Source organism: Thalassolituus pacificus, assembly GCF_025318105.1.
Taxonomy (GTDB): domain Bacteria; phylum Pseudomonadota; class Gammaproteobacteria; order Pseudomonadales; family Oceanobacteraceae; genus Venatoribacter; species Venatoribacter pacificus.
In genome coordinates this window covers 18,522-42,039 of record NZ_JAOANI010000022.1, presented here as the reverse complement: position 1 = coordinate 42,039, position 23,518 = coordinate 18,522, and the positions used below count along the sequence as shown (strand labels likewise).

Here is a 23,518-nt window from a genome sequence, read left to right as displayed (position 1 = left end):
GAGGCGAACGGATAAAGGCTTATCCGTTCGTTAAACCCTTCGACTGCTTCGCGCTCAGGGCGAACGGATAGGTGAGCGGAGTATGTAAATACCGTTCGCACTGAGCTTGTCGAAGTGCATGTTCTCTTGAGTTTGCCGGCCCTTCGAATTGATCTCGCTCGTCCTGAGCCTGTCGAAGGGCGCGCTCAGGGTGAACGGATTTAAATGTGGCTCTTCGATTAGCCTCCTTCGACAAGCTCAGGGCCGACGAGACCGACGAGGTGAACGAATTTAAATGTTGCCCTTCGACTGCTTCGCGCTTCCTTCGACAGGCTCAGGACCGACGAGGCGAACGGATAGGTGAGCGGATTATATAAATACCGTTCGCACTGAGCTTGTCGAAGTGCATGTTCTCTTGAGCTTGCCGATCCTTCGTCTTTATTCCGTTGGTCCTGAGCCTGTCGAAAGGCGCGCTTCCTTCGGCTAGCTCAGGACCGACGAGGCGAACGGATTGATGAGCGAACGGGTTCTCTGTCCCTTTTTCTGGCCTGTTTTGAATACTTTTTCTGTTGCGCGGCTGCGGCTTGGTTAGTCCTTTCGTATGGTTTTTTGCTGCCAACTGCTCACTTTGTGCGCTCTGTTTTGGCGTGTTTTCTGCGGGTAGACCAAGGGCGTAATTTTGGCCACTTTGTTTGCCCGGCAGGCATGGACATTCTGTGACGCAGTCGACATAATGCGGCCCGAAATGAATGATTGGCTGTCGGTTATCAGCCGCAGTATGCACAGGGAGTGAATATGTCTCATCAAGGATTGATCCGCTCAAATCAAAACAGTTTCAGTGTGGTGTATCGGGTTGTTGATATGGCCATTGTTATGCTGACTCTGTTGTTGGCCGTGCAGATGTACGGCGTTCAGTTGTCTTCTCTTTATTTAATGCCTGGCCTCATTGGCATGGTTTCGTTTCTGCTTATTGCCGAGTCGGTTGAGTTGTACCGTTCCTGGCGGGCTTCTTCTGCGCTTCGTATGGTTACCATCACATCGGCGGTGTGGGTGTCGGTGTGTTTTGCGATTTTGCTGCTGGGGTTTTTTGCCAAGGTCAGTGAGAGCGTGTCGCGCGTGGTTATGGGCAGCTGGATGTTGTGTACATTAATTTTGCTGTGTGGCTGGCGTCTGGCGTTGCGTCAGTTGCTGTTTGCATTGCGTGCGCGCGGTTATAACAGTCGCCGCGTGGCCATTGTGGGTATTAATGACAGCGCAGTGCGTATGCGCGAGCAGATTAAACGTTACCCTAATCTGGGTTATCAGTTTCAGGGTTTTTTTGATGATCGCCATGCCGACCGGGTAGCAGAAGATTACCCCGAGGCGGTGTTGCAGGGCTCTATTGATGAGCTTATCACGCGCACCCAGCAGGGTGAGTACGATGTTATTTTTATTGCGTTGCCGCTTAAGGCGCAGAAGCGCATTGCCGATATTCTGGATCGCTGCGGTGATACTACGGCCTCGGTTCATCTTATTCCTGATTTCTTCACTTATAACTTGCTGCATGCCCGTTTGGCAGAAGTTGGTTCTATGCAAACGCTGAGTGTGTACGAGTCGCCTATTTTCGGCATTAACGATGTGCTGAAGCGTCTGTTTGATATTGTGTTTTCATTTTCGGTATTGGCGGTTATTGCCATTCCTATGTTGCTGATTGCGCTGGGCGTTAAGTTGTCTTCGCCGGGGCCGGTTATCTTTAAGCAGGTGCGCTACGGGTTGGATGGTCGTCGTATTCTGGTGTGGAAGTTCCGCAGCATGACGGCGATGGATAACGGCAATGTGGTACGTCAGGCCACTAAGGGCGATGCCCGTATTACGCCGTTTGGTGCGTTTATCCGCCGTACGTCGCTGGATGAGTTGCCGCAGTTTATTAACGTGTTGCAGGGGCGTATGTCGGTTGTTGGGCCGCGCCCTCATGCGGTTGCGCACAACGAGGAGTACCGCAAGCTTATTCCTTACTATATGTTGCGCCATAAAGTTAAGCCGGGCATTACCGGCTGGGCGCAGATCAATGGTTTTCGCGGCGAAACCGACACGCTGGATAAAATGAGCGGTCGTGTTGATTTTGATCTGGATTACATCCGCAACTGGTCGCTATGGATGGATGTAAAAATCATTTTCCTTACGCTGTTTAAGGGTTTTGTTGGTAGTCACGTTCATTGAGTTGTAATTAATGGTGCCTGTTTTTTTGCTGTATGGCACATTGCTGGTGATTTTAAGCGGGTGTAAATCGGCGGGGTTATTTCTTCCCTCTATTATTGCACTTGAGCACTGGTTTGGTGGCGATAAGTGGATGCATTTTTATCTGGCGCTGGTGTTGTCGCTGTTGGCCAATTTTGCTGCCGGGCGTGTGATAAAACTGTCATGGTTGCCACGTATTCTGTTGGTGGCTGCGGTTCTTATGGTGGCGTTAATTCTGGATGAAATGCATCAGTATCTGGTAGCGCTGCGCCGGTTTGATCTGCAGGACAGTGTTTGGGGTGGTGTCGGTGTTTTAGCTGGCGCGGCATTTTACAGTCTGTGGTTTTTTTTGGCTGATCGATGGGTCAGTAAATAAATTGACACTTAATTAAGAAGTCGGCGCAAAGTGAGCATTATTGTCATTCTTTTGACTGGTCTAATCGCTTTAGTTATCCGATAATGCCGGCCTTGTAATTTGAATGTTAATTGGGCTTTGCCCATTTATTTAAAACTTTAGGGGAAGTTTATGAAAGCTTGGAAGCTACCTGTTGTTGCAGCTGCTGCATTTTGTTCTGGAGCCTATGCGGTTGAGCCGGAAGGAATCCGTGCCGGTAGTGGCGTTACGCTGCTGCCAACCGTTGATCTGACTATTTCTGATGATAACAACATCTACAGTCAGGATGCCGATACCACCAGTTCTCTGGTTACACGCTTCAAGCCAGGTCTGGGCATTAAAGCTGATCTGGGTGCTACCGAGTTAACCGCTCTGTATCAGGTTGAGATGGGTCAGTACAACGAAGACGACAATGACGATTACACCGATCAGTTGTTTTCTGTGGGTGCGCGCTCTGAACTGAACGCCCGTCACGAACTGGCTTTTGCCGCCAAACTGAACCAGGCACACGATGCTCGTGGTGCTGGTACGGTTGAAGGCAGCGCAGCCCTGACCGTTGAAGATCCGGACGAGTTTGACGAAACCTCTGCCGATATCAACTACATCTACGGCAGCGATACTTCCTTCCTGAACCTGGACACCTATGCCGGTTACTACAAGAAGGAATATCAGAATAACGAGCAGTTCGGTACTGCTGATCGTAACCACGATAAAACCAAAATCGGCGCATTGCTGAGCCTGAACGTAAGCTCTGCAACTAAAGCTCTGCTGGAAGTTCGCAGCACCGACATCGCCTACGATGAAGATTCTGCTATTGCTAAAGGCCGTGAAGGTAACGAGCTGAAAATTCTGGCGGGTGCAAGCTGGGATGTAACCGGTAAAACCACCGGTTCGGTTAAAGTGGGTAGCGCAGCACGTAGCTTCGATGACAGCGATGTAGACAGCAACACCCGTCTGAGCTGGGAAGCTTCTGTTGTTTATGCTCCACGCACTTACTCAACGCTGACTCTGCTGAGCTCACAAAACAGCAACGAAACCAACGGTGCCGGTAGCTACATTGCCAGCGATTACACCGCGTTTGGCTGGACTCACACATTCTCTCCATTCGTATCGGCGATGCTGGATGTATCTCTGGCAAAAGATACCTATGTTGATGATGCAGCGGGTCGTCACGATGAGATCCTGGGTTATGGTGTGACGGGTATTTTCTCGCCAACCAAAATCATCGATGTAAAAGCGTCTTACAAGATGACTAACCGCGATTCCAACATTGATGGTCTGGATTACGATCGCGATATCATCTCTTTAGGCTTTGCTCTGGCAATCTGATTTGCCGGCTTGTCTGCAAACGGCCTGTTATTACAGGCCGTTTGCGGTTGTGCCGTAAGTTGTGCCATAAGCCGTAAGTTGTACCGTAAGACTTTACAGGACCTCCTCATGTTATGCCGTATTACTCTGCTGTTTCTGGCAGTGCTTTCTTTTTCTGCCTGGTCTGCCGATAGCTATTACCAGCTGGGTGCCGGCGATGTCATCAGTATCAGTGTTTACGACGAGCCGGACCTGAGTCTGGAAGTGCGTATTGGTTTATCCGGCGATATTTCTTACCCATTGTTGGGTGATATCAAGGTGGCGGGCTTAAGTCCGAAAGCGCTGGAAAATAAATTGGTAGAGGGCTTAAAAGGTCCGTATCTGATTGATCCGAGTGTCACGGTTTCTATTGTTGAATACCGGCCTTTTTATGTAACTGGCGAGGTTGAAAAACCGGGCAGTTACGCATTTCACCCCGGTCTGACCGTCGATAAGGCGATCTCTATTGCCGGTGGTTTTACTGAACGCGCCTCTAAAAGCCGTATCTATGTGATGCATGATGGTTCTGTTCATGCACAGGATGAAAGTGCAGAGAAAGGCCGCTCAGAAAAAGAAGCGATCCGTTTATTTGATGTTGTTCAGCCCGGTGATGTGATCACGGTTGAACAAAGCTTCTTTTAATGGAAATTGATCATGGATATGAAAAGCAGGTTTCAGGGCATGAATAACACAGCCGCGGTCGAGGTTATCGACCTGACTCATTACTGGCATGTGGTACGCCGCCAGTTGAAAAAAATTGTGGCCCTGAGTGCCGTCGTTACCTTACTGGCGGTGTTGGTTTTGCTGACAATGACGCCGGTTTATCAGTCAACCACTACCTTGTTGATTGAGTCGGATGACGCCAAAATTCTTTCGATTGAAGAAGTGTACGGCCTCTCTGGTGCATCGTCTGAATATTTCTTAACGCAGTTCGAAATTCTTAAATCGCGCGAGCTGGCTCGTCGTGTGGTGATGGATCTGAATCTGGTGGCATCACCGGAATTCAACCCTTATCACGAGGCCAATAAAAAATCGTTCTCGTTACGCGAAATGATTCTGGGGCCGCAAGAGCCACCCACAGCGGATGAAATTCTGGCCAAAACCACCGATAAATTCTGGGATGCCATTACCATTACCCCGGTGCGTAAAACCCAGTTGGTTAAAATTACCGTACAGACCGAAGATCGCGAACTGGCTCCGCGTGCAGCTAATGCCGTGGCTGACGCTTATATACGCAGTCAGCTGGAAGCGAAAGTCGGGCTGACTCAGCAAGCCGCAGGTTGGCTGAGTGATCGTTTGGGTGGCTTAAAAGATAAGCTCAACGAGTCTGAAAAGAGGCTGCAGCAATATCGTGAGGAAAATAATCTGGTCGATGTTGAGGGTGTTGATACCTTGCTCTCAAAAGAAATTGATCAGATTACTCAGCGCCTGGTCGAAGCGCGCAGTAAGCGTCTGGAACTGGAAGGCACGTATCGTCAGCTGCAGTCACTGGAAGATAAAAGTTACGAAAGCCTGAGCAGCCTGCCAACCATTCTTAACAGCCCGTTGGTGGTTAAGCTGCGCGAGAGTGAAACGGCGGCCGAGCTTAAGGTGTCTGAGCAGAGCAAGCGTTATGGCCCGGCGCATCCGCGGATGATTGCCGCGCAATCTGATCTGGATGCGGTGCGTGATTCGGTTCATACGCAAATGAAGCGTCTTGCTAACGGTATCGAAAATGATTTTAACGTTGCCCGCGCCAAAGAAGCTTCGTTGCAGGCGGCATTAAATGACAGCAAAAGCCAGGTGCGTGATTTAAACCGTACCGAATTTAAGCTGAACGAATATGTCCGCGAAGTGCGGGCGAATCGCGCGCTGTATGAAACCTTCTTTAACCGCATCAGCGAAACCACTGCAACCGGCGATCTGCAAACGGCGAATGCGCGCGTGATTGACCCGGCGGTGTTGCCTGAAGATCCGGTTAAACCGAATAAAAAACTGGTGGTCGCCCTGGCTCTGGTGGTCAGTGTGATGTTTGGTATTGCTTTGGCTTTTCTGCATGATGCCCTGGATGCCACGGTTAAAAATGCTGAAGATGTTGACCGCAAACTGCGTTCTTCTCTGCTGGGCGCTGTGCCTCTGGTGGCGAAGGCCACAGGACGTAATGCCGATCCTCAGGCCGCACAGGCTTTGGTGCGGGCCTTTGTTGAAGGCTCGGATCATGGTTTTCAGGAATCTATCCGCACGCTGCGTACCAGTATTACGCTGGCCGGGCTGGAGCAGCCGGTGCAGGTTATGTTGCTGACATCATCGGTTCCGGGCGAAGGTAAAACGACGACGTCCAGTAATCTGGCGGAAGCGTTCGGGCAGATGGAAAAAGTATTGTTGATTGATGCTGACATGCGTCGCCCGACCGTTGCCAAAAAACTGAACCTGCCATCTTCCAGTCTGGGCTTATCAACCGCAGTGGCTTACCCGGAGACGCTGGACGATTGTATTCAGCACGTTGAAGAATTGGGTATTGATGTGATTCCTGCGGGGCCGGTTCCGCCGAATCCTCTTGAATTGCTGGCGTCTAAAAACTTCCGCGAATTGCTGGAAACGCTTAAAGGCCGTTATCAGCGCATTATTATTGATTCGGCACCGATGCACGCCGTCAGTGATGCGTTGTACCTGTCTACCCTGGTGGATGGCGTGGTGTATGTGGTGAAAGCCGATGCCACCAAAGACAAGCTGATTAAAGCCGGTCTGAATCATCTGGAAGATTCCAATGCCCGCGTTCTGGGTGTGGTGCTGAATCAGATGGATGTGGAAAAAGAAGCCCGTTACGGCGAGCAATATACCTACACTGGTACTTATGGCTACACCTCGGACGTCTGAGGTTAGGCCGCGCCTGCTGGCCGTTGCAGCGCTGCTGTTGCTGCCGGCTTTACTGGCGCTGCATTTCGGTCTGGTATCGGTGCTGCTGGCGCTGGGATCTTCGGCGGCGGTCAGTACCGGCAATAATGTCTGGTTGTCGGCGGCGGATGCCATTTCCCGCAATAACCCGGAAGTGCATGTGGCTATTGCCCGCTATGAACGGCAGCGGGCAATCATTACTGCTGACGGTTTCCGCGACATTCATTTGCAGGAATCGTTAGCGCGTTGGCAAAAAGCGCAGCAGCTTCGGCCGTTATGGCCTTACTATCAATTGGGTGCTTTTGACGCCGAGATATTGCTGGATGCTCCGGCAGAAGTGATACAGCAGCGGATGAATACGCTGATGACTCTGGCTCCGAATGAGCGCGGAATGGATCGCTCTTTGTTAGAGCTGGCGCTTTTTGGCTGGCAGAAACTGACGCCTGAGCAACAGGTCTGGAGTCTGGAGCGTTTGGACAGTACGCGCTATGAAACGCGTAAAGCGGTATTGCAGACTGCCGCACGCATAGGCGTTAAGCCGGTGCTTTGCTCGCGTATGTCATGGAAGAAAGTCCGTACTTTCTGTCGCTGAGCGCGCGCGGATTTTATTCCGCAGAAATATCTTCTCAAGCGGCCATCTTCAGGCCGCTTTTTGTTTATAGCTGCCAGGCTGCAGACTGACGGCACTTGTTTCTCTGACAACGGTCTCTGAAGCCACTTTCTCTGCCAGTACGCTCTCTGAAACAGCCGTCTCTGAAACTACGGTATTTAAAGGCATAGACATAACCTTTTTTATACTGCGGTTAAGCGCCATGGCAGCACCAAACTGCTGATTAATGCCAGCCAGAAGATCGAAGTAAGCTGTTATCCTGTGATTGTGGGTGTTGTCTGTCTGTAATGTCATCAGGTACCTTCCCGGCCGTGAGCCGTTGGTGATTGTAGGCTGAATGATACGCACGCAATCTGAACCCGAGCTGAATTGCAGTTCAGGTTGCGGAGGAGATTTATTCAGCTTCGGTTCACCTGCGGTGGCTATCCTGTTTAAATTGCCCGAATACTGATTACAGGTAACACATTCTTGATCATCTCTTTCTTGTCGCTGCAGCGTTTGTTCAGTGTCCGGATGTCTCCGTCAGCGGTAAAAGCACGGGCTGTTCTGTCGGCCGTTGTACTGTTGTCGGGTCTGGCATTGCCGGTGGCTGCCGGGCAGGACGGACAGAATGAGCAGACAGCAGAGCCTGCGGCACAAGAATCCGATTGGGTTGAAGAAACCATCAATCCAAAAACCGAATGGGTTGAAGAGGTGTTCACTCCGTTTAACCGTTGGGTTGAACGTAAAATTCAGGGCAAGCCGACCACGGCCGAACCGCCTGCGTTACCGCCACAGGATGTGTTTTCTCATCAGGTTAATCCTCCGGCTAATGCTATTTCTCCGCAGGAAGCCGGGCGCTTACTGCGCTTGTTGTATCCGGGTGAAATTCTGCGCATTCATTTTGAGCCCGGCCCGCCACCGTTTTATCTGATTAAGCTGCTTGGCAGTAAAGGCAACATCGCCAGTTATTACATGCATGCGATTGACGGCACGTTGCTGGATAGCACTCCCCCTGTAACTGATACCGCTCCGGCACGGCAGAACAAAGCACAAGGAGAACAGCGATGAAAATCCTGATTGTGGAAGACGACGCGAATCTGCGCAGCCAGCTGGCTGAAGGTCTGGATAAAGCCGGCTTTCAGTGTCAGCTGGCCGCCGATGGCTTGGAAGGTTATTTTCAGGCCAGTGAATATCCCTACGATATGGCCATTATTGATCTGGGCCTGCCCAAAATTGATGGCATCGAGCTGATACGTCGTCTGCGTAAAGATGGCTGTGCTTTTCCGCTGCTGATTCTGACGGCCAGAGGCGGTTGGAAAGCAAAAGTAGAAGGGCTGGAAGCCGGGGCGGATGATTATCTGGAAAAGCCGTTTCATATCGAAGAGCTCATTGCGCGCAGCCGGGCATTATTACGCCGTATTACCGGCCACAGTGCCGTACTCAGGGCTGGTCCGCTGGAGCTGGATGTGCAGAGTCAGCAGGTGCTGCTGGCGGGAAATCGTCTGGAATTAACGGCCTTTGAATACAAAATTCTGGAATATATGCTGCGCCACAGCAGTGAGGTAATTTCCAAAAACACCCTGACCGATTATCTGTATGCCCAGGATTTTGACCGTGACAGCAATGTGATTGAAGTGCTGATTGGCCGGTTGCGAAAAAAACTGGCTCAGGCGGATGGCTTTAGTCCGATTGTTACTCTGCGTGGCCGGGGTTATCAGTTTATTGCGGAAAACAGCGGATGCTGAATTCGCTGCGCGCGCGGCTGATGCTGTTTACCACGCTGCTGCTGGCATTACTGATGCTGGGTATTGGCGTATGGCTGTATCAGTCGTTTTATTATGCGCAGGTAAACGGCTTGCAGGAGCGGTTGCGGTTGCACGGTTATTCGTTATTGGCGCTGGCGGATTATCGTTCGGGTAAGCTCTGGGTGCCGGATTATTTACCGGAAGAGCGTTTTAATACGGCAGGCTCTGGTTTGTATGCCAAGATTCTGGACGCCAATGACACGGTTGTCTGGCGCTCGTTATCGGCCAGGAATTTACCGCCAGTCAGTGGTCTTGCCGCAGCGCCCGGAGAATGGCGTTACAGTTTTGCGCATATGCAGAACGAAGAATATATGATTGCCCGTTTGGGGGTTAACTGGGGAGCTGCTGGTAACGACAATCCCCAATTTAATCTGTTGATGATAGAAAATCTGACGGATTTTAATCAGCAATTGGTGAACTATCGCAACAGCATGGACTATGCGCTGGTTACCTTTGCAGTACTGTTGATTATTATGCAGTTACTGATTTTACGCTGGGGTCTGGCGCCGCTAAGGCGGGTGAGCCATGACCTGGAGAAATTACAGCGTGGTGAGCAGGCCGACTTAACCGGTGAGTATCCGCGCGAGTTACAGCCGTTGACCACTAACCTGAATCAGCTGCTGCAGAGCGAACGGGCACAGCGTGAACGCTACCGTAATATGCTGGCCGATTTATCGCACAGCCTGAAAACCCCGCTGGCGGTCATGAGTGGCATGGTGCATCAGCCGCAGCTCAGCGATGACGACCGGCAGGAGCTGGAGCGGCAGATTAATACGATGAGTGAGCGTATTCGTTTTCAGCTGCAGCGTGCGGTCAGTCAGGCGCAAAGTTTCAGCCTGCAGAAAGTGGCGGTAAAACCGATAGCAGAATCGTTGCTGGGGGTTATGAAAAAGGTGTACGCCGATAAACAGCTGACGTTAGAGCTGGTTGTTGATGATGACGTCTTTTTTCTGGGTGATGATAACGATCTGACCGAGATTATCGGTAATCTGCTGGATAATGCCTGTAAATATGGTCACCGGCAGGTGCTGATCAGTGCGCATAATACATCATCCGGTTGGCAGCTCTGCGTCGAGGACGATGGCCCCGGAGTTGCTGACGAACAGCATGAGCATATTCTGCAGCGTGGTGTGCGCCTGGATACCATGACCGCTGGGCAGGGACTCGGGCTGGCGCTGGTCAGTGGTATTCTGGCATTGTATGACGCCCGCCTCGGCATTCGCGAGTCGTTGTTGGGTGGAGCCTGTTTTATTTTGGAGTTTGAAAATCAGGGAGCTCTCTGAGGTGTCGATGAACAAGGGATTAATCCGATACAGGGCATGGCGCAATATCAGCGTTATGCGCTTGTCTGTGCTGGTGGGGTTGCTGTTTCTGACAGCCTGCTCCAGTGTCACCATTCGTCCTTATGGCGGCGAAAAAGACACTTCACCACCGGATTATCAGTCGAGCAAAACATTTTATCTGGCTGGTATTATTGGTGAGCACGAGGTGAACACCAGTGTGGTTTGTGGTGAGCGGCGGGTGATGCAAATGCAGGCGATCACCAGTTTGTCTGACTGGTTGCAGAGCATGCTGACGCTGCTGATTTATACGCCGCGCACCGCCAAAGTGTGGTGCGAGCATCCGGCAGAGGAGAATCGCGGTGGCTAAGTTATTTCTCATACTGGCCTGTTGTGTATTGTCGGCCTGCAGCACGATTCATTTTACCCACGACCTGAGCAGCAACCGCCAACCCGCCGAGCCGCTGCGCACTCAATGGCATGACACCACCATCGACGGCATGATCGAAATCAGCCCGCCAGTGAATTTATATCGTGAATGCCAGGGTAAACCCTGGAGTAAGGTCACGGTGGAGTTCAGCTTTTCTAACGGCGTTACCACGGGTTTAATCAGCGGCGCATTAGCCAGTGTTGCACCGGTTTTTAATTGGGTCACGCTGTACTCGCCCTGGTCGGTGGAAACCCGCTGTTCGCAACCGGCGGAGTAAGTGATCGGGTTTTATTTATCGTGCGTACAGCGACTTTATTCCGTTCGTCCTGAGCGGAGAATTTAAAACTCGTTCGTCCTGAGCAGCGAGGGACGAGCGTGTCGAAGGAAGCCTATCCTTCGACTGCTTCGCGCTCAGGATGAACGGGTTTAAATGCTGCCCTTCGACTGCTTCGCGCTTCCTTCGACGAGCTCCCTTCTACAAGTTCAGGGCCGACGAGACCGACTAGATGAGCGGATTATATAAATACCGTTCGCACTGAGCTTGTCGAAGTGCCTGTTCTCTTGAGCTTGCCGACCCTTCGACTGCTTCGCGCTCAGGGTGATCGGGTTTTATTTGAATATCGTGCGTATTTCGACTTTATTCCGTTCGTCCTGAGCAGCGAGGGACGATCGTGTCGAAGGAAGCAGCGAGCCTTTCGGCACGAGCGGTTTTATGGTTCAGATACTTTAAACCGTATCAGAACTGGTAATTCACCTGCAGGTAAGTACGGTCACCACCTTCATATTTATCAAAACCATGGGCGTATCCAAGGCGTACCGGCAGAGCAAAACCGTACAGCAAAACAACCTCTGTCATCAGTTCCACACCGGCGCTGGTGAGATAATGTGAGCGCTCACCTTTCTGCCAGGCGGCACCATGATCGGCAAAGATATTGGCGTTAATACTGCCAAGACCAATGGGTAATAAATTCCAGCCACGCTCAATGTTGGCCAATGGAAAGCGGTATTCAAGGCTGTTGGTCTGTATGCGGTTACCCTGCTGTACGTTCTCCTGATAGCCCCGCAGTGCCCACTGATCACGGCCAAATAATGACTGCTCCAGAACACCTTCTTCACCACCCAGTTCAAAGGGTTCCGGTTGCTCAAAGCCATAAGCGCCGCTGCTGTGCAGAGCCAGTACCTGATTGCCGGGCAAATCAATAAAGTGGCTGATACTGGCGTTGATGATGTCGCCATTGTAATCGCTGTCGAGATAGTCATTCGATTCCCACAGCAGAGTCGCCTGGGTTCCCCAGCTGACAGAAATTGACTGGCTGTACATCTCACGGTTATCAAAATCCAGACGGGCACCGACAAGCGAATTATGGCGGCTGTTTTCCAGCCGCAGTAAATCATCGGCAGGAATATCGTATTCGTGGCTGCGGTTAATACCGGCGCTTAACTGCAGTTTATTTTCCAGAAAATCGACGATGTTAGTACGGGCCAGTTCTACCGTGTCATCGCGGCGGATGCGCTGCAATCTGTCATTATCATCGAGGTAATAACTGTGCTTACGCTGCGCCAACAGTTGCCACTGATTATTGTAGGAATACATCAGATTACCGCTGGCTATATCGTTTTCTGTATCAACAAACAGCGTGCTGCTGTAATCATGCCGTCCGAGAGCATCCTGGCCAGAAGTGCTCAGTCCGATGGCATTATGTTCTTCGTTGCCTGAGTACACAGGCAACCACTGTTGCGGCATCAGGCTCGACCAGGGGCTGTATTCTTCGGCTTCGCTATGAGTCTGTGGCTGATTATACAGCGGGGCATAATCGTACTGGCTCTGCAGCTCGGACAGCAGCAATACCGCCAGCGGTTTACGCTCGGCAGCCGGCAGGCGTACGTGGCTGAAACCACGGGCCTGATAGCTCTGAAAATAAATATCTTCGCCGACCAGAACCGGTTGTACTGCGCCGCCTAATACATGGGTCAGCTGAGTGACCTCTCCGCTGGTCATATTCAGACTGAAGATATTATAGGTGGCATCTGCGCTGGTTAAGTCGACACCTTTAATGCTGCTGTAATCGGCGCTGAAAATAATATGCTGATCATCGTGGCTGAAGTTCGGACTGCCTTCGTTGGCACGGGTGTTGGTCAGCGGCTGCCAGCGCGGTTGTTCATCATCAGTTTTCAGTAATTCAAGATTCCATCCTTGCTGTGCTCTTTTTATGCTGGCAACGATTTTTTTACCGTCATGGGATATGGCGTAATCGCTGAGCACATCATCCAGCGTTCCCTGCCACAGGGTGCGGATAAATTGTCCGTTTTTATCCAGCATATCCAGCTGGCTGATACCGGCCTGAATACGTTTGGCTATTAAATAGGGTTGTTGCGGGTCGGCTGCGTTTGGCATCCAGCGTACGGCACGATAACGCTGATTGCTGGTCAGGCGCTGTTCGCCACCGTTGCGCATAATAAAAATATCACTCCAGCCGCGCAGGTCGGCACGGTCGGTAATACGGGTATAGGCAATATCGCCCTGGGTACTGACATCCAGACTGAGCATGCCGGTGGTTTGCAGTAATACTTCGCTGACCGGATTTTCGCTTGTGTTGCTGGTGGCGCGGACTTTAACCAGGCTGTTGCGGTCTTTACCGTTCTCGCGCAGGTAATAGTAATTTTTACCATCGCTGGCGGCCGCATCGATGGATAAACCTTCGTTGCTGATAGCCTGTACATGGGTGTCAGCGGTTTTCTGCAGTTCCGCAATTTGTGGAGCAAAGCGCTGCTGCAGCCAGACTTTAAACTCCTGCCATAAAACTTCATGGCTTTTGCCGAAGACTTTGCGCGCTTCATAGTTCTGGAAAAAGAACGGAATAATATTGTGCGAGTATTCATTCAGGTAATCGCGGATTTTGTCATCGCCATAAGTGTCGGCGATAAACTGCCAGTAGTAGTAGCCGTACAGGTAATGCTTACCTAAAGGCCAGTCACGCAGGGTAACCACTGCCTGAGATAAATCGTCGATACCGTTAATCACCTCCATACGCATCATCATGCCGTAGGTGGTGCTTTGGCCGCGGCCATAACCCTGAGCTGCGCTTGTTTCTTTATAAACCGCCAGCCCCTCGATCATAAAGCCCGGAGTATAGGCATTGGGAAAGGTCAGTGGATTGCGTCCCAGTACCTTCCGCACTAGCGCCGGAATGCCGCGAGCCATATCAACATGAATGATATGCGTCAGCTCGTGGGTAATAAGCAGATTCAGCCAGTCGTCATAGGCTTCCAGGGTACTGTTGCCATCCGGTGGGCTTAAAAAAAGCCGGATCTGATTAAACGGCTCCGGATGTGCCCAGCCGTTGGAGTAGTCAAAATCGTCGGTCAGCACTACATGAACGCGGTCTTTGGGAGTCCAGTTAAAATCCTGCGTCAGTTCGCTCCAGGCCCGTTCGGCAATCACCGCTGCCCGTTCAGCATGTACTTTATGGGCCGGGATAAAATGAAAGTAAAAGTGCTCGCTGCTGAATGTCTGCCATTCCATACCGGGCAGGTCCGGGCTGACAGCCATCGGATTTTCGGCATGCACTGCTGTAGGCAGAATCATGGCCGGACCAGCCAGCAGCAGGCTGATCACGCTGGCCAGCAAGTGTTTGCGGCACATGAATGGCTGTGATGCGAGTGGGTTTTGATTGTCAGCAGGTAATAAAGTCAGGGGCAGGGTGGTCATGCAACAGTCTCCGTTAAAAACCGCGGCAGTATAGAAAGCAGCCACTGAACCCGTGGTGAACCATAAGACGGTGAATGATTCAGTCGCGGTTCAGCTATAACGGTGGGCACAGGGGGTTGTGCAAAGATTGATCCGCCATCAGACCTCTGATAGACTCCGCGCTCCTTTTTATCCGTATATTGGCCCTCGGGCGAACAACGGACTCCTTGCCTTACCGGATGGGCCGGAAGGCTGGCAACCCATAAGGAGTTGACAATGCGTCACTACGAAATCGTTTTTCTGGTTCACCCAGATCAAAGCGAGCAGGTACCTGCGATGGTTGAGCGTTACACTAACTCAATCGAAGCCGCTAACGGCAAAATTCACCGTTTCGAAGATTGGGGCCGTCGTCACCTGGCTTACCCGATCAACGACGTGCATAAAGCCCACTACATCCTGATGAACGTTGAATGTACTCAGGAAGTTCTGGACGAACTGACCACCAACTTCCGTTACAACGACGCTGTTCTGCGTAACATGGTGATCCGTTGTGATGAAGCCATCACCGAAATCTCTCCGATCAAAGCAGCTGAAAGCCGCGAAGATCGTCGTCGTTCCGAGCCACGCGCTGAAGAATCTGAAAGCGCTGCTGAAGAAGCGGATGACGCTGACGAGAATGATTCTGACGATAACGCTGAATAAGAGAGGATTTGAGTCATGGCACGTTTTTTCCGTCGTCGTAAGTTCTGCCGTTTCACTGCTGAAGGCGTAAGCCAGATCGATTACAAAGATCTGGATACTCTGAAAGGCTACATCACTGAAACTGGCAAAATCGTACCAAGCCGTATCACTGGTACCCGTGCAAAGTATCAGCGTCAGCTGTCTACTGCGATCAAGCGCGCGCGCTACATCGCTCTGCTGCCGTACACTGATCAGCACGACAACTAAGTTTTCTGCCTGCCTGCGTCGTCATAACGGCGTCAGAAATGGTCTCGAAGTGCTCACTGGTTTACCAGAACGCCTGAAAAGGCGGCCCGCAGGGGAGCGAAGCGAATCTTTACAACACGTAAACTCCGCCTTCTCGACCATTTCTTCCTTGTTCTGACTTCCTCGGCTACGCCAGGAAGTCAGAGCAAAAGGCAGCGTAATAACTTAGGACTGTAATATGAAAGCACTGGCTAAATGGGCTATGAGCGGTCGCTGGCAAGCAATTGTTGCTGCTGGTGGTTGTCTGGCTGTGCCGTTGTTGTTCTGGATCGGAGCAGCAATTCTGGCGTTGGTTGTCCTGCGTCAGGGTGTTCGTGAAGGGGGACAGGTGGTTTTATGGGCGGTTTTACCGGCCATCGCCTGGAGCGCCATTGGCGATCCAACCCCTTTAATCGTTGCCATTGGCACCAGCGCCATGGCAGCGTTGCTGCGCTACAGTATCCGCCTTGATTGGTCGATGCTGCTGGCCTGTGGTCTGGGTGTGCTGGTGTATCTGTTGTTGCCGTTGTTGTTGTCTGAGGTTCTGCCTCAGGTTGTGGCCAGCAGTGAAACCGCCGTCAGCGGGGCGTTAAAAGATCAGCCGGAATTGCTGGCCCATCTGCAACCCCTGATAGCCCCGATGATCAATGGAGTGCTTGCCGCTCTGCATGTGCTGGTATTTATTTTGTGTCTGTTACTGGGACGCTACTGGCAAAGCGAACTGTATAACCCCGGCGGCTTCGGCACCGAGTTTAAACAGCTGCGCCTTCCTTTGGCTTTCAGCTTACCGGCGACGTTGGTTTGTCTGACAGCCGGTCAGTTGCAGCCCGATCTGGCAGGATTAACGCCCGTATTGACGGTGCCGTTAATGATTGCGGGTCTGGCTTTGTTCCATGGTGTTGTGAAAATATCACAGGCCAGTCCGAACTGGATGTTGCTGGTGTATCTGGCACTGATGCTGTTCGGGCCTTACATGTACACATTACTAATTTTCGTAGCGTTGCTGGATAGTCTGTTGAACATCCGCACGCGACTAAAAGACACGGCGGGTAATGAATAGCCGCCCTGTAATGAGGATTTTAAGATGCAAATTATTCTGTTAGAAAAAGTAGCAAACCTGGGTTCACTGGGTGATCAGGTTAATGTTAAGCCAGGTTACGCCCGTAACTTCCTGTTCCCACAGGGCAAAGCGGTTCCTGCAACCAAAGCAAACGTTGAGCATTTCGAAGCTCGTCGTGCTGATCTGGAAGCTCAGGCAGCGGCCAAACTGGCTGATGCTCAGAACCGTAAAGAGAAAATCGAAGAAATCGAACTGTCTGTTGCTGTTAAAGCGGGCGACGAAGGCAAACTGTTCGGTTCTCTGGGTAACCGCGACATCGCTGACCTGATCTCTCAGGCTGGTGTTGAAGTGAGCAAGGCTGAAGTTCGCCTGCCAAACGGTCCTCTGCGCAATGTTGGCGAATTTGACATCGCCATCCACCTGCACGCAGAAGTGAACGCCACTCTGAAACTGCACGTAGTCGCAGAATAATTCAGAGGCTTATGGCTGCCGCCCCGGCTGATGCCGTGTGGCAGCGATGAGCAGAATCAGGCACTATTAGCGACCAGCTGATAGTGCCTTTTTTATGCCCGTCTTCCGGGTGGAGGCGAGTCGCTATCGCCCATTATTATTGTCTGATCATCTCCGGGAATCGTCTGCATGAGTGAAGAGTATTCTGCGCAGCCACATGAGCATAGACAGGAAAGCAGTCAGCGCACGCCGCCGCATTCGGTAGAAGCCGAACAGTCGGTACTGGGCTCGCTGATGCTGGATGAACGTGCCTGGGAAAGTGTGGCCGAAACCCTGCAGGACACCGATTTTTACCGCCATGATCATCGCCTGATTTTCCGTGCCATCCAGCATTTGGTCAGTCAGGAACAGCCGATCGATGTGGTGACGGTTGCCGAAGAGCTGGAAGAACGCAGCAAGCTGGAAAGTGTCGGTGGTGCCGCCTACCTGAGCCGTCTGGTGGATATGACGCCTTCTATCGACAACTGCTCCGCCTACGGCGAAATCGTGCGTGAGCGCGCACAGCAGCGCCGCCTGATTGAAGCCGCGTCCGACATCATGGCCAAAGCCTACGAGCCGGAAGGCGAAACCTCGCTGACACTGGTATCGGATGCCGAAAAAGCCATCGCCCAGATTGCCGAGGGCAGCCGTAAAGATGGCGGCCCGCAGCTGGTGGCACCGATTCTGAAGAACACCCTTGAACAGCTTGATCAGATGTTCAACCAGCCGGATGGTCTGACCGGTATCACCACTGGCTTTAACGAGATCGACAACCGCACCTCCGGCTGGCAGAAAGCCGATCTGGTGATTGTCGCGGCGCGTCCGTCGATGGGTAAAACCACCTACGCCATGAATCTGGTGGAAAATGCGCTGCTGGCGACCAAGCGGCCCTGTCTGGTGTTCAGTCTGGAGATGCCGTCAGAATCCATCGTGATGCGTATGCTGTCGTCTATCGGCAAAATCGACCAGACCCGCATCCGTTCCGGTAAGTTAATCGACGAAGACTGGCCGAAACTATCCGCCGCCGTGAATCTGTTAAAAGATCTGCCGCTGTATATCGACGACACACCGGCACTGACGCCGCAGGAAATGCGTGCGCGTGCGCGTAAGGTCTACCGCGAAAACAACAACGACCTGGCGCTGATTATGGTCGACTACCTGCAGCTGATGCGGGTGTCCGGGCCGTCGGAAGGCCGTACCCAGGAAATTTCCGAAATTTCGCGCACCCTGAAAGTGATCGCCAAAGAATTTAATTGTCCGATGATTGCTCTGTCGCAGCTTAACCGCTCGTTAGAGCAACGGCCGAATAAACGCCCGGTCAGTTCCGACCTGCGGGAATCAGGCGCAATCGAGCAGGACGCCGATATCATTCAGTTTATTTACCGTGACGAAGTGTATAACGAAGACACGCCGGACAAAGGCGTGGCTGAAATTATTACCGGTAAACACCGTAACGGCCCGATTGGTATCGACCGTCTGGCCTTTATCGGCAAATACACCCGCTTTGAAAATCTGGCCCGCGCTTATGAAGGCGGCGATGACGAGTATTAATTAAACATCCGCCATCCCCATGGTGGCGGATTGTATCTCCTGGATATCAGCATGAAATTTACCCCCGAATTATCCTTCTCCGGCGGCCGGGTACGGCCACTGACTTACGATGACGTGGATGCCTTATTCGAACTGTATCAGCAGCCGGAATTACCCGGTCAGCGCGTGCTGGAGAATAAAGACAACCTGGTGCGCATGGTGGATCTGAGTGTGCAGATGGCGGCGACGCAGCGCGGCATGATGTGGGCGCTGGAAGTGGATGATCACATTATTGGCATGGTCAGCGCTTTTGACTGGCAGCCATCGTTACTACGTACCATGTTGCGCGTTGATGGTTTGCCGCAATTAACGCTGGCGCAACGCAGTGCTGCCTTAAAAACCTGTATGGATTTTATGGCCGATAAATATCACCTGCGTAATTTTGGTTACCAGTGGATTGAAGGCCAGAACGACGCCATTAAAACCATGCTCACCGATCTGGGTTTTCAACAAAGCGCACTGATGCGCGATGCCTGGCGCAGCGGCGAACAATCCTTTGCCAATGTGGTGCAGTTTAATTATGTGCTGGATAAGAAAAAGCCGGTTGCCGGACGCCTGGGTGAAAACAGTGATATCAACCCCGGACAAAACCTGAATGCCGCAGACCACAGTAACGGAGGTGATGTATGAACTGGAATTTTCCGGCCGGTAATTTCACTCTGCGCCTGCCGCTCGTGGATCAGGATGGTGCAGCACTGTACGACTTATTAAAAGAACAGACGCGCGTTGATCATATTCCGCGTTTGGCCATGAGTGTTGAAGCACAGGCGCTGGATGAACTGCGCCGTATGGCCATGCGTTTCGAAACCCGTGAAGCGGCTTTCTGGCTGGTCGAAGGTGCGTATGATCAGCAACTGCTGGCACGCATTGGCATCCAGAAAATTAACTGGATGCTGAGCAGTGCGCAATTACAGTGGGAATTAAGTGATGCCGCCGATTTAGCGGTGTTACAGGAAGTCATGCCACCATTGTTGAATTTCTGCTTTAGCGAACTCGGGCTGCACCGCATTGAAATGCGCCTGCGCGCCGGTTCAGAACAGCACGAAGCGCTGTTGCAGCAACTGGGCTTTCACTACGAAGGCTGCCTGCCGGCACAGGTTGAATACAACGACAGTAGCGTGGATATGGCGTTGTATTCTTTCCTGGCCAGTGATCGCGACTGATCGGACTCTGTAAATATCGTTTGCCCTGAATTAAAACCACTGGTTTTCCCGATCTTGTCTTTCGAATATTTATACCGTTCGTCCTGAGCGGCGAGGCACGAGCCTGTCGAAGGACACGCTCACACTTCGACTGCTTCGCGCTCAGTGTGAACGGTATTAATATTCATACACATCCCCCGATTCTCCTGAGCTTCTCGACCCTTTGTCTATATTCCGTTCGTCCTGAGCGGCGAGGCACGAGCCTGTCGAAGGGAACGCTCACACTTCGACTGGATCCGTTGGTCCTGAGCTTGTCGAAGGGCGCGCTCAGTGTGAATGGTATTAATATTCATACACATCCCCCCGATTCTCCTTAGCTTGTCGACCCTTCGTCAATATTCCGTTGGTCCTGAGCTTGTCGAAGGGCGCGCTCAGTGTGAACGGTATTAATATTCATACACATCCCCCCGATTCTCCTGAGATTGTCGACTCTTAGACTATATTCCGTTCGTCCAGAGCGGTGAGGTACGAACCAGTCGAAGGGCGCGTTCATGCTTCGACTGGATCCGTTGGACCTGAGCTTGTCGAAGGGCGCGCTCAGTACGAACGGATTGATCCGACCGGTTTTTATGTAAACCCCTACTACATTTTTAGCCACAGGGTGCGGCCTGGTTCATCAATGCATGCGGTGCTCCAGTTAATTCCGCGACAGCTGATAGCAGAATAAGTGTTACAGCATCAGAGCCTGAATCGCCCGTTGCCCGTCGTGTTCGGCGGGCTCCGACATCATGCTGAGTTCCTGCAGCAATACCTTCAGCGTTTTGTTCCAATCGGCGATAAATTTATCGCCAGCTTTGCTATAACGCCTGATATTGGTGTCAATCCAGAACAGTTCACCGTTGTCGTCCGTCATCATATTACGGAATGATAAATCCCGGTATACACAGCAGGCATCGCGCATACGTTGCAGATCATGCACCAGCTGCGTCAGTATTTTTTGCCGGGCAGGCTGGTCACAATGGCGGAAATGGTGTTTGACGATGTCCGCCGCCAGGTGCTTTTCCATCAGGTAATAACCGGTTACTCCCCATAAATGCCCCGGAATAAACGCCATGCCGTATTCCAGAACCCTGGGTACGCGCAGGCCCAGATTCTGCAGGAAAATACAGCTTCTCAATTCTGTGGAAATTTTACTGGCACCCCAAAAAATACGCAGATTATCGTGCCAGGTGCGCTGCTTAATGTACTTAACGATGTAGCCTGCGGACGTTTCAATTACGCGGGAAATTTCATCGTCTTTAATTTCGCGGACGTTTTCTTCCTGCCAGTGCGGCGCCTGCGGTTTTCTGTGGATAATAAAACATTGGCGCTGTTGGCCTGCATTGATCGTTTTAACTTGCAGGCTGTGCTGAGGAAACTGATTCAGAACAGAGGTAAAAAAAGGCATAAATTTCCTGAAAAAGTACGCTTCAGTTGTTACAGGTTTGGATGACAAGTATTGCAGTGTATACGGTATTTGTTCTGCATTCCCGGATAATATAGGCTGGTCAGCACACGGGTAATCAGTACTTGTAGTGCTGAACCTATCTGGCGGAGAGATCTTCGCCGCTAACCTAAAAACGATCTGCCGACAAGGAGTCTGCGATGCTTAACGCCGTCATTGATCTTTCCCACCATAATCAGATCAGCAGTTTTCAACAGATAAAAGACGCCGGTATTCTTGCGGTTATTCATAAGGCCACCCAGGGGCAGAGTTACACCGATCCGACGTTCAGCAGCCATCGCGATGCTGCACATGGCGTAGGGCTGAAATTCGGTGCGTATCATTTTGGTACCGGTGGTGATGCTGTCGGACAGGCTGAGCATTTTCTCAGCGTAGCCGGCAACGATGGCCTGCTGGTGCTCGATTTTGAAGATAATACTCAGGGTCAGAGCATGACGCTGGCGGAAGCGGAAGCCTTTGTCAGCCATATTTATTCAGTAACCGGACGCTATCCCGGATTGTATTCCGGTAATACGCTGCGTGAAGCTCTGGCCGCAGCTGGTATTACCCGCCCGGAGCAAACGGTGCTGTCAAATTGCTGGTTGTGGCTGGCGCGCTACGGTGCAGCACCGGTTGTACCGTCACCATGGTCGCAGTGGACCCTGTGGCAATACACCGATGGTAATGTCGGTGATGAGCCGCATACCGTCGATGGTGTCGGCCCCTGTGACCGTGAACAGTTTAATGGTACTGCCGGGGAGCTGGCGACATTCTGGGCGGCGCAATGCGGTTGAGAGAAGGCCGCCGATAATACGGTTCTGAAGTGATGTACGTCAGTGGGTAGTACGGCGCTGCTGGTGAGGACGGTTGCTGACAGTATCGTTCGCTGGCAGTAATAAACGTTGCATCACATCACGGGTATCAAAGGCATATTTCTGTGCTGATGTTCCGTGGCTGCGGGTCAGGCTGCGGAAATTCATACTCTGCCAGCGCTGCGGGTCCAACAGTTGTCGGTAACGGGCAAGATTACTGTGCGTAATAATATCCATGCGCCGCAGAATATTTGCTTCCTGTGCATCCGGCCCTTTGCCATTGGCGTGGTCGTAAATTATGGCCAGTGCCAGCGTACCATCCATAAACTGTCCTCCGGCGGAGGCGAATAATGAACCATCGTCAATGGCGTTGAGGGCTTCTGCTGTCCAGTCGGTACCGACAATCAGAATGTCTTTACCCGCATGCCGTCCGAGCGCCTGAGCTTGTTGTATGACAGCCATGGCCATTACATCGCTGGCCGTCCAGATCAGACTGGCAGACGGATAACGTTGCAGCAACGCCCAGCTTTGTCGCTGAGCGGTGCTGGCTGACCAGTTAGCGTGTACCAATTGCATCAACAGCGTATTGTCCTGCTCATTGATTGCCTGCAGCAGTCCTTCATTGCGCAAGACGGTGGCTGATGTATCACGCATGCCGGAGATACCAATCAGCTCTAATTTGCCGCTGGCGCCCTGCAATGATAAATGCCTGCCTTCGGCGATCAGTTGTCGGCTTAATTCATAACTGGCCTGGCGGTCATCCGGCATGATGCGCGCAAGAAAATGCGGAAATTTATCCTGCGGTGTACCCGCGTCTTTCTGATCCTGTTGCGGAATATCGGTACTGATGAGCAGCGTATAAACGCCAGCTTTTTCTGCAGCCTGAAGAATCTGCCAGCCCTGAGAGAAAAAGTAATTACATATCAGATAATCAGGAGGGTTTTCACGGTTAAGAATGTCGTAGGCTTGTTGCGTTGTGTGAAAGCGATTATCTGCGCCATACACAATTTCAAGATCAATCCCCAGATCTGCAGCTGCCGCCTGCATAAACTGTGTTTGCATATTCCAGAAGAGATTGGCCGGAGTGCTTGGATTCAGCATGGTAACGCGAATATTATCTGGCGTTGCCTGACTCTGATTAGCCAGCAGCAGAACAATCATGATTCCTGCCAACAGGGCACTGCGTAAGGTTCCGGTGTGAGCGGTCATAACCCGAATAATCCATTATTACTGTTGCAACGGGGCAGTATAGCAGTGCTTATCGCGGTATTAATGTAACAGTGTGTTTAAGGCACCTCTGGATAATTCTTTGCCCGATATGGCTCCGGCCCCAATTCAGCAGATACTGATGTTGGGCCGGATAACCACGA

Annotated in this window: 23 protein-coding genes; 19 read left to right on the top strand and 4 right to left on the bottom strand. The window is 51.7% G+C overall.

The window, feature by feature from the left end:
- Nucleotides 1–774 precede the first annotated feature (774 nt).
- The 6 genes from NYR02_RS13820 to NYR02_RS13795 all read left to right on the top strand — a co-directional run bounded on the left by NYR02_RS13820 (nt 775) and on the right by NYR02_RS13795 (nt 7,403).
- Nucleotides 775–2,178 carry an undecaprenyl-phosphate glucose phosphotransferase gene (locus NYR02_RS13820; protein ID WP_260976937.1) on the top strand — a complete coding sequence of 468 codons (1,404 nt, stop codon included), beginning with the start codon at nt 775–777 and terminating at the stop codon, nt 2,176–2,178.
- A gap of 10 nt (nt 2,179–2,188) precedes the next feature.
- Nucleotides 2,189–2,572 carry a VanZ family protein gene (locus NYR02_RS13815; protein WP_260976936.1) on the top strand — a complete coding sequence of 128 codons (384 nt, stop codon included), beginning with the start codon at nt 2,189–2,191 and terminating at the stop codon, nt 2,570–2,572.
- 150 nt (nt 2,573–2,722) lie between these two features.
- Complete coding sequence (locus NYR02_RS13810) at nt 2,723–3,919, top strand: outer membrane beta-barrel protein (RefSeq protein ID WP_260976935.1); 1,197 nt, start codon at nt 2,723–2,725, stop codon at nt 3,917–3,919.
- A gap of 108 nt (nt 3,920–4,027) precedes the next feature.
- On the top strand, nt 4,028–4,579 hold the full coding sequence (locus NYR02_RS13805) for a polysaccharide biosynthesis/export family protein (protein ID WP_260976934.1): 552 nt from the start codon (nt 4,028–4,030) through the stop codon (nt 4,577–4,579).
- Between the two features lie 39 nt (nt 4,580–4,618).
- Complete coding sequence (locus NYR02_RS13800) at nt 4,619–6,793, top strand: GumC family protein (protein WP_260976933.1); 2,175 nt, start codon at nt 4,619–4,621, stop codon at nt 6,791–6,793.
- Nucleotides 6,771–7,403: a hypothetical protein gene (locus tag NYR02_RS13795; RefSeq protein ID WP_260976932.1), complete on the top strand. Its 633-nt coding sequence runs from the start codon at nt 6,771–6,773 to the stop codon at nt 7,401–7,403. The genes NYR02_RS13800 and NYR02_RS13795 overlap by 23 nt, the downstream gene beginning before the upstream one ends.
- Before the next feature lie 48 nt (nt 7,404–7,451).
- On the opposite strand, the gene NYR02_RS13790 is transcribed toward NYR02_RS13795, so the two are convergent.
- Nucleotides 7,452–7,769 (bottom strand): hypothetical protein, encoded by a 318-nt coding sequence (locus NYR02_RS13790; protein WP_260976931.1) that lies wholly within the window; start codon nt 7,767–7,769, stop codon nt 7,452–7,454.
- Nucleotides 7,770–7,889: 120 nt separating this feature from the next.
- Between NYR02_RS13790 and NYR02_RS13785 the strand changes: the two genes are divergently transcribed.
- The 5 genes from NYR02_RS13785 to NYR02_RS13765 are packed head-to-tail and all read left to right on the top strand — an operon-like array spanning nt 7,890 to nt 11,195.
- Complete coding sequence (locus NYR02_RS13785; RefSeq protein ID WP_260976930.1) at nt 7,890–8,471, top strand: hypothetical protein; 582 nt, start codon at nt 7,890–7,892, stop codon at nt 8,469–8,471.
- Nucleotides 8,468–9,148: a response regulator transcription factor gene (locus NYR02_RS13780; protein ID WP_260976929.1), complete on the top strand. Its 681-nt coding sequence runs from the start codon at nt 8,468–8,470 to the stop codon at nt 9,146–9,148. The genes NYR02_RS13785 and NYR02_RS13780 overlap by 4 nt, the downstream gene beginning before the upstream one ends.
- On the top strand, nt 9,142–10,491 hold the full coding sequence (locus NYR02_RS13775; RefSeq protein WP_260976928.1) for an ATP-binding protein: 1,350 nt from the start codon (nt 9,142–9,144) through the stop codon (nt 10,489–10,491). The genes NYR02_RS13780 and NYR02_RS13775 overlap by 7 nt, the downstream gene beginning before the upstream one ends.
- Before the next feature lie 7 nt (nt 10,492–10,498).
- Entirely contained in the window at nt 10,499–10,858 is a 360-nt protein-coding gene (locus NYR02_RS13770; RefSeq protein ID WP_260976927.1) for a Bor family protein, read from the top strand.
- On the top strand, nt 10,851–11,195 hold the full coding sequence (locus NYR02_RS13765; protein WP_260976926.1) for a hypothetical protein: 345 nt from the start codon (nt 10,851–10,853) through the stop codon (nt 11,193–11,195). The genes NYR02_RS13770 and NYR02_RS13765 overlap by 8 nt, the downstream gene beginning before the upstream one ends.
- A gap of 459 nt (nt 11,196–11,654) precedes the next feature.
- On the opposite strand, the gene NYR02_RS13760 is transcribed toward NYR02_RS13765, so the two are convergent.
- Entirely contained in the window at nt 11,655–14,627 is a 2,973-nt protein-coding gene (locus NYR02_RS13760; protein WP_260976925.1) for a BamA/TamA family outer membrane protein, read from the bottom strand.
- Nucleotides 14,628–14,882: 255 nt separating this feature from the next.
- Here NYR02_RS13760 and rpsF point away from each other — a divergent pair, with 255 nt between their 5' ends.
- The 7 genes from rpsF to NYR02_RS13725 all read left to right on the top strand — a co-directional run bounded on the left by rpsF (nt 14,883) and on the right by NYR02_RS13725 (nt 19,874).
- Nucleotides 14,883–15,308 (top strand): 30S ribosomal protein S6, encoded by a 426-nt coding sequence (rpsF, locus tag NYR02_RS13755; protein ID WP_260976924.1) that lies wholly within the window; start codon nt 14,883–14,885, stop codon nt 15,306–15,308.
- A 15-nt stretch (nt 15,309–15,323) separates the two neighbouring features.
- Nucleotides 15,324–15,554: a 30S ribosomal protein S18 gene (gene rpsR, locus NYR02_RS13750; protein ID WP_145470898.1), complete on the top strand. Its 231-nt coding sequence runs from the start codon at nt 15,324–15,326 to the stop codon at nt 15,552–15,554.
- A gap of 217 nt (nt 15,555–15,771) precedes the next feature.
- Nucleotides 15,772–16,632, top strand: a complete 861-nt coding sequence (locus NYR02_RS13745) for a hypothetical protein (protein WP_260976923.1) — start codon at nt 15,772–15,774, stop codon at nt 16,630–16,632.
- Between the two features lie 24 nt (nt 16,633–16,656).
- The gene (rplI, locus tag NYR02_RS13740) at nt 16,657–17,103 is read left to right on the top strand and encodes a 50S ribosomal protein L9 (RefSeq protein ID WP_260976922.1); all 447 of its coding nucleotides are present in this window, start codon (nt 16,657–16,659) and stop codon (nt 17,101–17,103) included.
- 168 nt (nt 17,104–17,271) lie between these two features.
- On the top strand, nt 17,272–18,672 hold the full coding sequence (dnaB, locus tag NYR02_RS13735) for a replicative DNA helicase (protein ID WP_260976921.1): 1,401 nt from the start codon (nt 17,272–17,274) through the stop codon (nt 18,670–18,672).
- 51 nt (nt 18,673–18,723) lie between these two features.
- Nucleotides 18,724–19,341 (top strand): GNAT family N-acetyltransferase, encoded by a 618-nt coding sequence (locus NYR02_RS13730; protein WP_260976920.1) that lies wholly within the window; start codon nt 18,724–18,726, stop codon nt 19,339–19,341.
- A complete protein-coding gene (locus NYR02_RS13725) occupies nt 19,338–19,874 on the top strand; it encodes a GNAT family N-acetyltransferase (protein WP_260976919.1) in 537 nt (178 codons plus the stop codon). Before NYR02_RS13730 ends, NYR02_RS13725 begins: the two co-directional genes overlap by 4 nt.
- Nucleotides 19,875–20,583: 709 nt before the next feature.
- Here NYR02_RS13725 and NYR02_RS13720 read toward each other — a convergent pair.
- The gene (locus NYR02_RS13720) at nt 20,584–21,300 is read right to left on the bottom strand and encodes a hypothetical protein (protein WP_260976918.1); all 717 of its coding nucleotides are present in this window, start codon (nt 21,298–21,300) and stop codon (nt 20,584–20,586) included.
- A 197-nt stretch (nt 21,301–21,497) separates the two neighbouring features.
- On the opposite strand from NYR02_RS13720, the gene NYR02_RS13715 reads away from it, so the two are divergent.
- Nucleotides 21,498–22,130 carry a glycoside hydrolase family 25 protein gene (locus tag NYR02_RS13715; protein ID WP_260976917.1) on the top strand — a complete coding sequence of 211 codons (633 nt, stop codon included), beginning with the start codon at nt 21,498–21,500 and terminating at the stop codon, nt 22,128–22,130.
- 39 nt (nt 22,131–22,169) lie between these two features.
- Here NYR02_RS13715 and NYR02_RS13710 read toward each other — a convergent pair whose 3' ends face one another.
- Complete coding sequence (locus tag NYR02_RS13710) at nt 22,170–23,357, bottom strand: ABC transporter substrate-binding protein (RefSeq protein WP_260976916.1); 1,188 nt, start codon at nt 23,355–23,357, stop codon at nt 22,170–22,172.
- Between the last annotated feature and the right edge of the window lie 161 nt (nt 23,358–23,518).

What these genes read in the sequence shown, in the direction of transcription:
- rplI (WP_260976922.1), top strand. Translation starts at nt 16,657, where the DNA reads ATGCAAATTATTCTGTTAGAAAAAGTAGCAAACCTGGGTTCACTGGGT.
- rpsR (WP_145470898.1), top strand. Translation starts at nt 15,324, where the DNA reads ATGGCACGTTTTTTCCGTCGTCGTAAGTTCTGCCGTTTCACTGCTGAA.
- NYR02_RS13775 (WP_260976928.1), top strand. Translation starts at nt 9,142, where the DNA reads ATGCTGAATTCGCTGCGCGCGCGGCTGATGCTGTTTACCACGCTGCTG.
- NYR02_RS13810 (WP_260976935.1), top strand. Translation starts at nt 2,723, where the DNA reads ATGAAAGCTTGGAAGCTACCTGTTGTTGCAGCTGCTGCATTTTGTTCT.
- dnaB (WP_260976921.1), top strand. Translation starts at nt 17,272, where the DNA reads ATGAGTGAAGAGTATTCTGCGCAGCCACATGAGCATAGACAGGAAAGC.
- NYR02_RS13745 (WP_260976923.1), top strand. Translation starts at nt 15,772, where the DNA reads ATGAAAGCACTGGCTAAATGGGCTATGAGCGGTCGCTGGCAAGCAATT.
- NYR02_RS13725 (WP_260976919.1), top strand. Translation starts at nt 19,338, where the DNA reads ATGAACTGGAATTTTCCGGCCGGTAATTTCACTCTGCGCCTGCCGCTC.
- NYR02_RS13720 (WP_260976918.1), bottom strand. Translation starts at nt 21,300, where the DNA reads ATGCCTTTTTTTACCTCTGTTCTGAATCAGTTTCCTCAGCACAGCCTG.
- rpsF (WP_260976924.1), top strand. Translation starts at nt 14,883, where the DNA reads ATGCGTCACTACGAAATCGTTTTTCTGGTTCACCCAGATCAAAGCGAG.
- NYR02_RS13795 (WP_260976932.1), top strand. Translation starts at nt 6,771, where the DNA reads ATGGCTACACCTCGGACGTCTGAGGTTAGGCCGCGCCTGCTGGCCGTT.
- NYR02_RS13815 (WP_260976936.1), top strand. Translation starts at nt 2,189, where the DNA reads ATGGTGCCTGTTTTTTTGCTGTATGGCACATTGCTGGTGATTTTAAGC.
- NYR02_RS13715 (WP_260976917.1), top strand. Translation starts at nt 21,498, where the DNA reads ATGCTTAACGCCGTCATTGATCTTTCCCACCATAATCAGATCAGCAGT.
- NYR02_RS13780 (WP_260976929.1), top strand. Translation starts at nt 8,468, where the DNA reads ATGAAAATCCTGATTGTGGAAGACGACGCGAATCTGCGCAGCCAGCTG.
- NYR02_RS13760 (WP_260976925.1), bottom strand. Translation starts at nt 14,627, where the DNA reads ATGACCACCCTGCCCCTGACTTTATTACCTGCTGACAATCAAAACCCA.
- NYR02_RS13730 (WP_260976920.1), top strand. Translation starts at nt 18,724, where the DNA reads ATGAAATTTACCCCCGAATTATCCTTCTCCGGCGGCCGGGTACGGCCA.
- NYR02_RS13820 (WP_260976937.1), top strand. Translation starts at nt 775, where the DNA reads ATGTCTCATCAAGGATTGATCCGCTCAAATCAAAACAGTTTCAGTGTG.
- NYR02_RS13710 (WP_260976916.1), bottom strand. Translation starts at nt 23,357, where the DNA reads ATGACCGCTCACACCGGAACCTTACGCAGTGCCCTGTTGGCAGGAATC.
- NYR02_RS13770 (WP_260976927.1), top strand. Translation starts at nt 10,499, where the DNA reads ATGAACAAGGGATTAATCCGATACAGGGCATGGCGCAATATCAGCGTT.
- NYR02_RS13805 (WP_260976934.1), top strand. Translation starts at nt 4,028, where the DNA reads ATGTTATGCCGTATTACTCTGCTGTTTCTGGCAGTGCTTTCTTTTTCT.
- NYR02_RS13800 (WP_260976933.1), top strand. Translation starts at nt 4,619, where the DNA reads ATGAATAACACAGCCGCGGTCGAGGTTATCGACCTGACTCATTACTGG.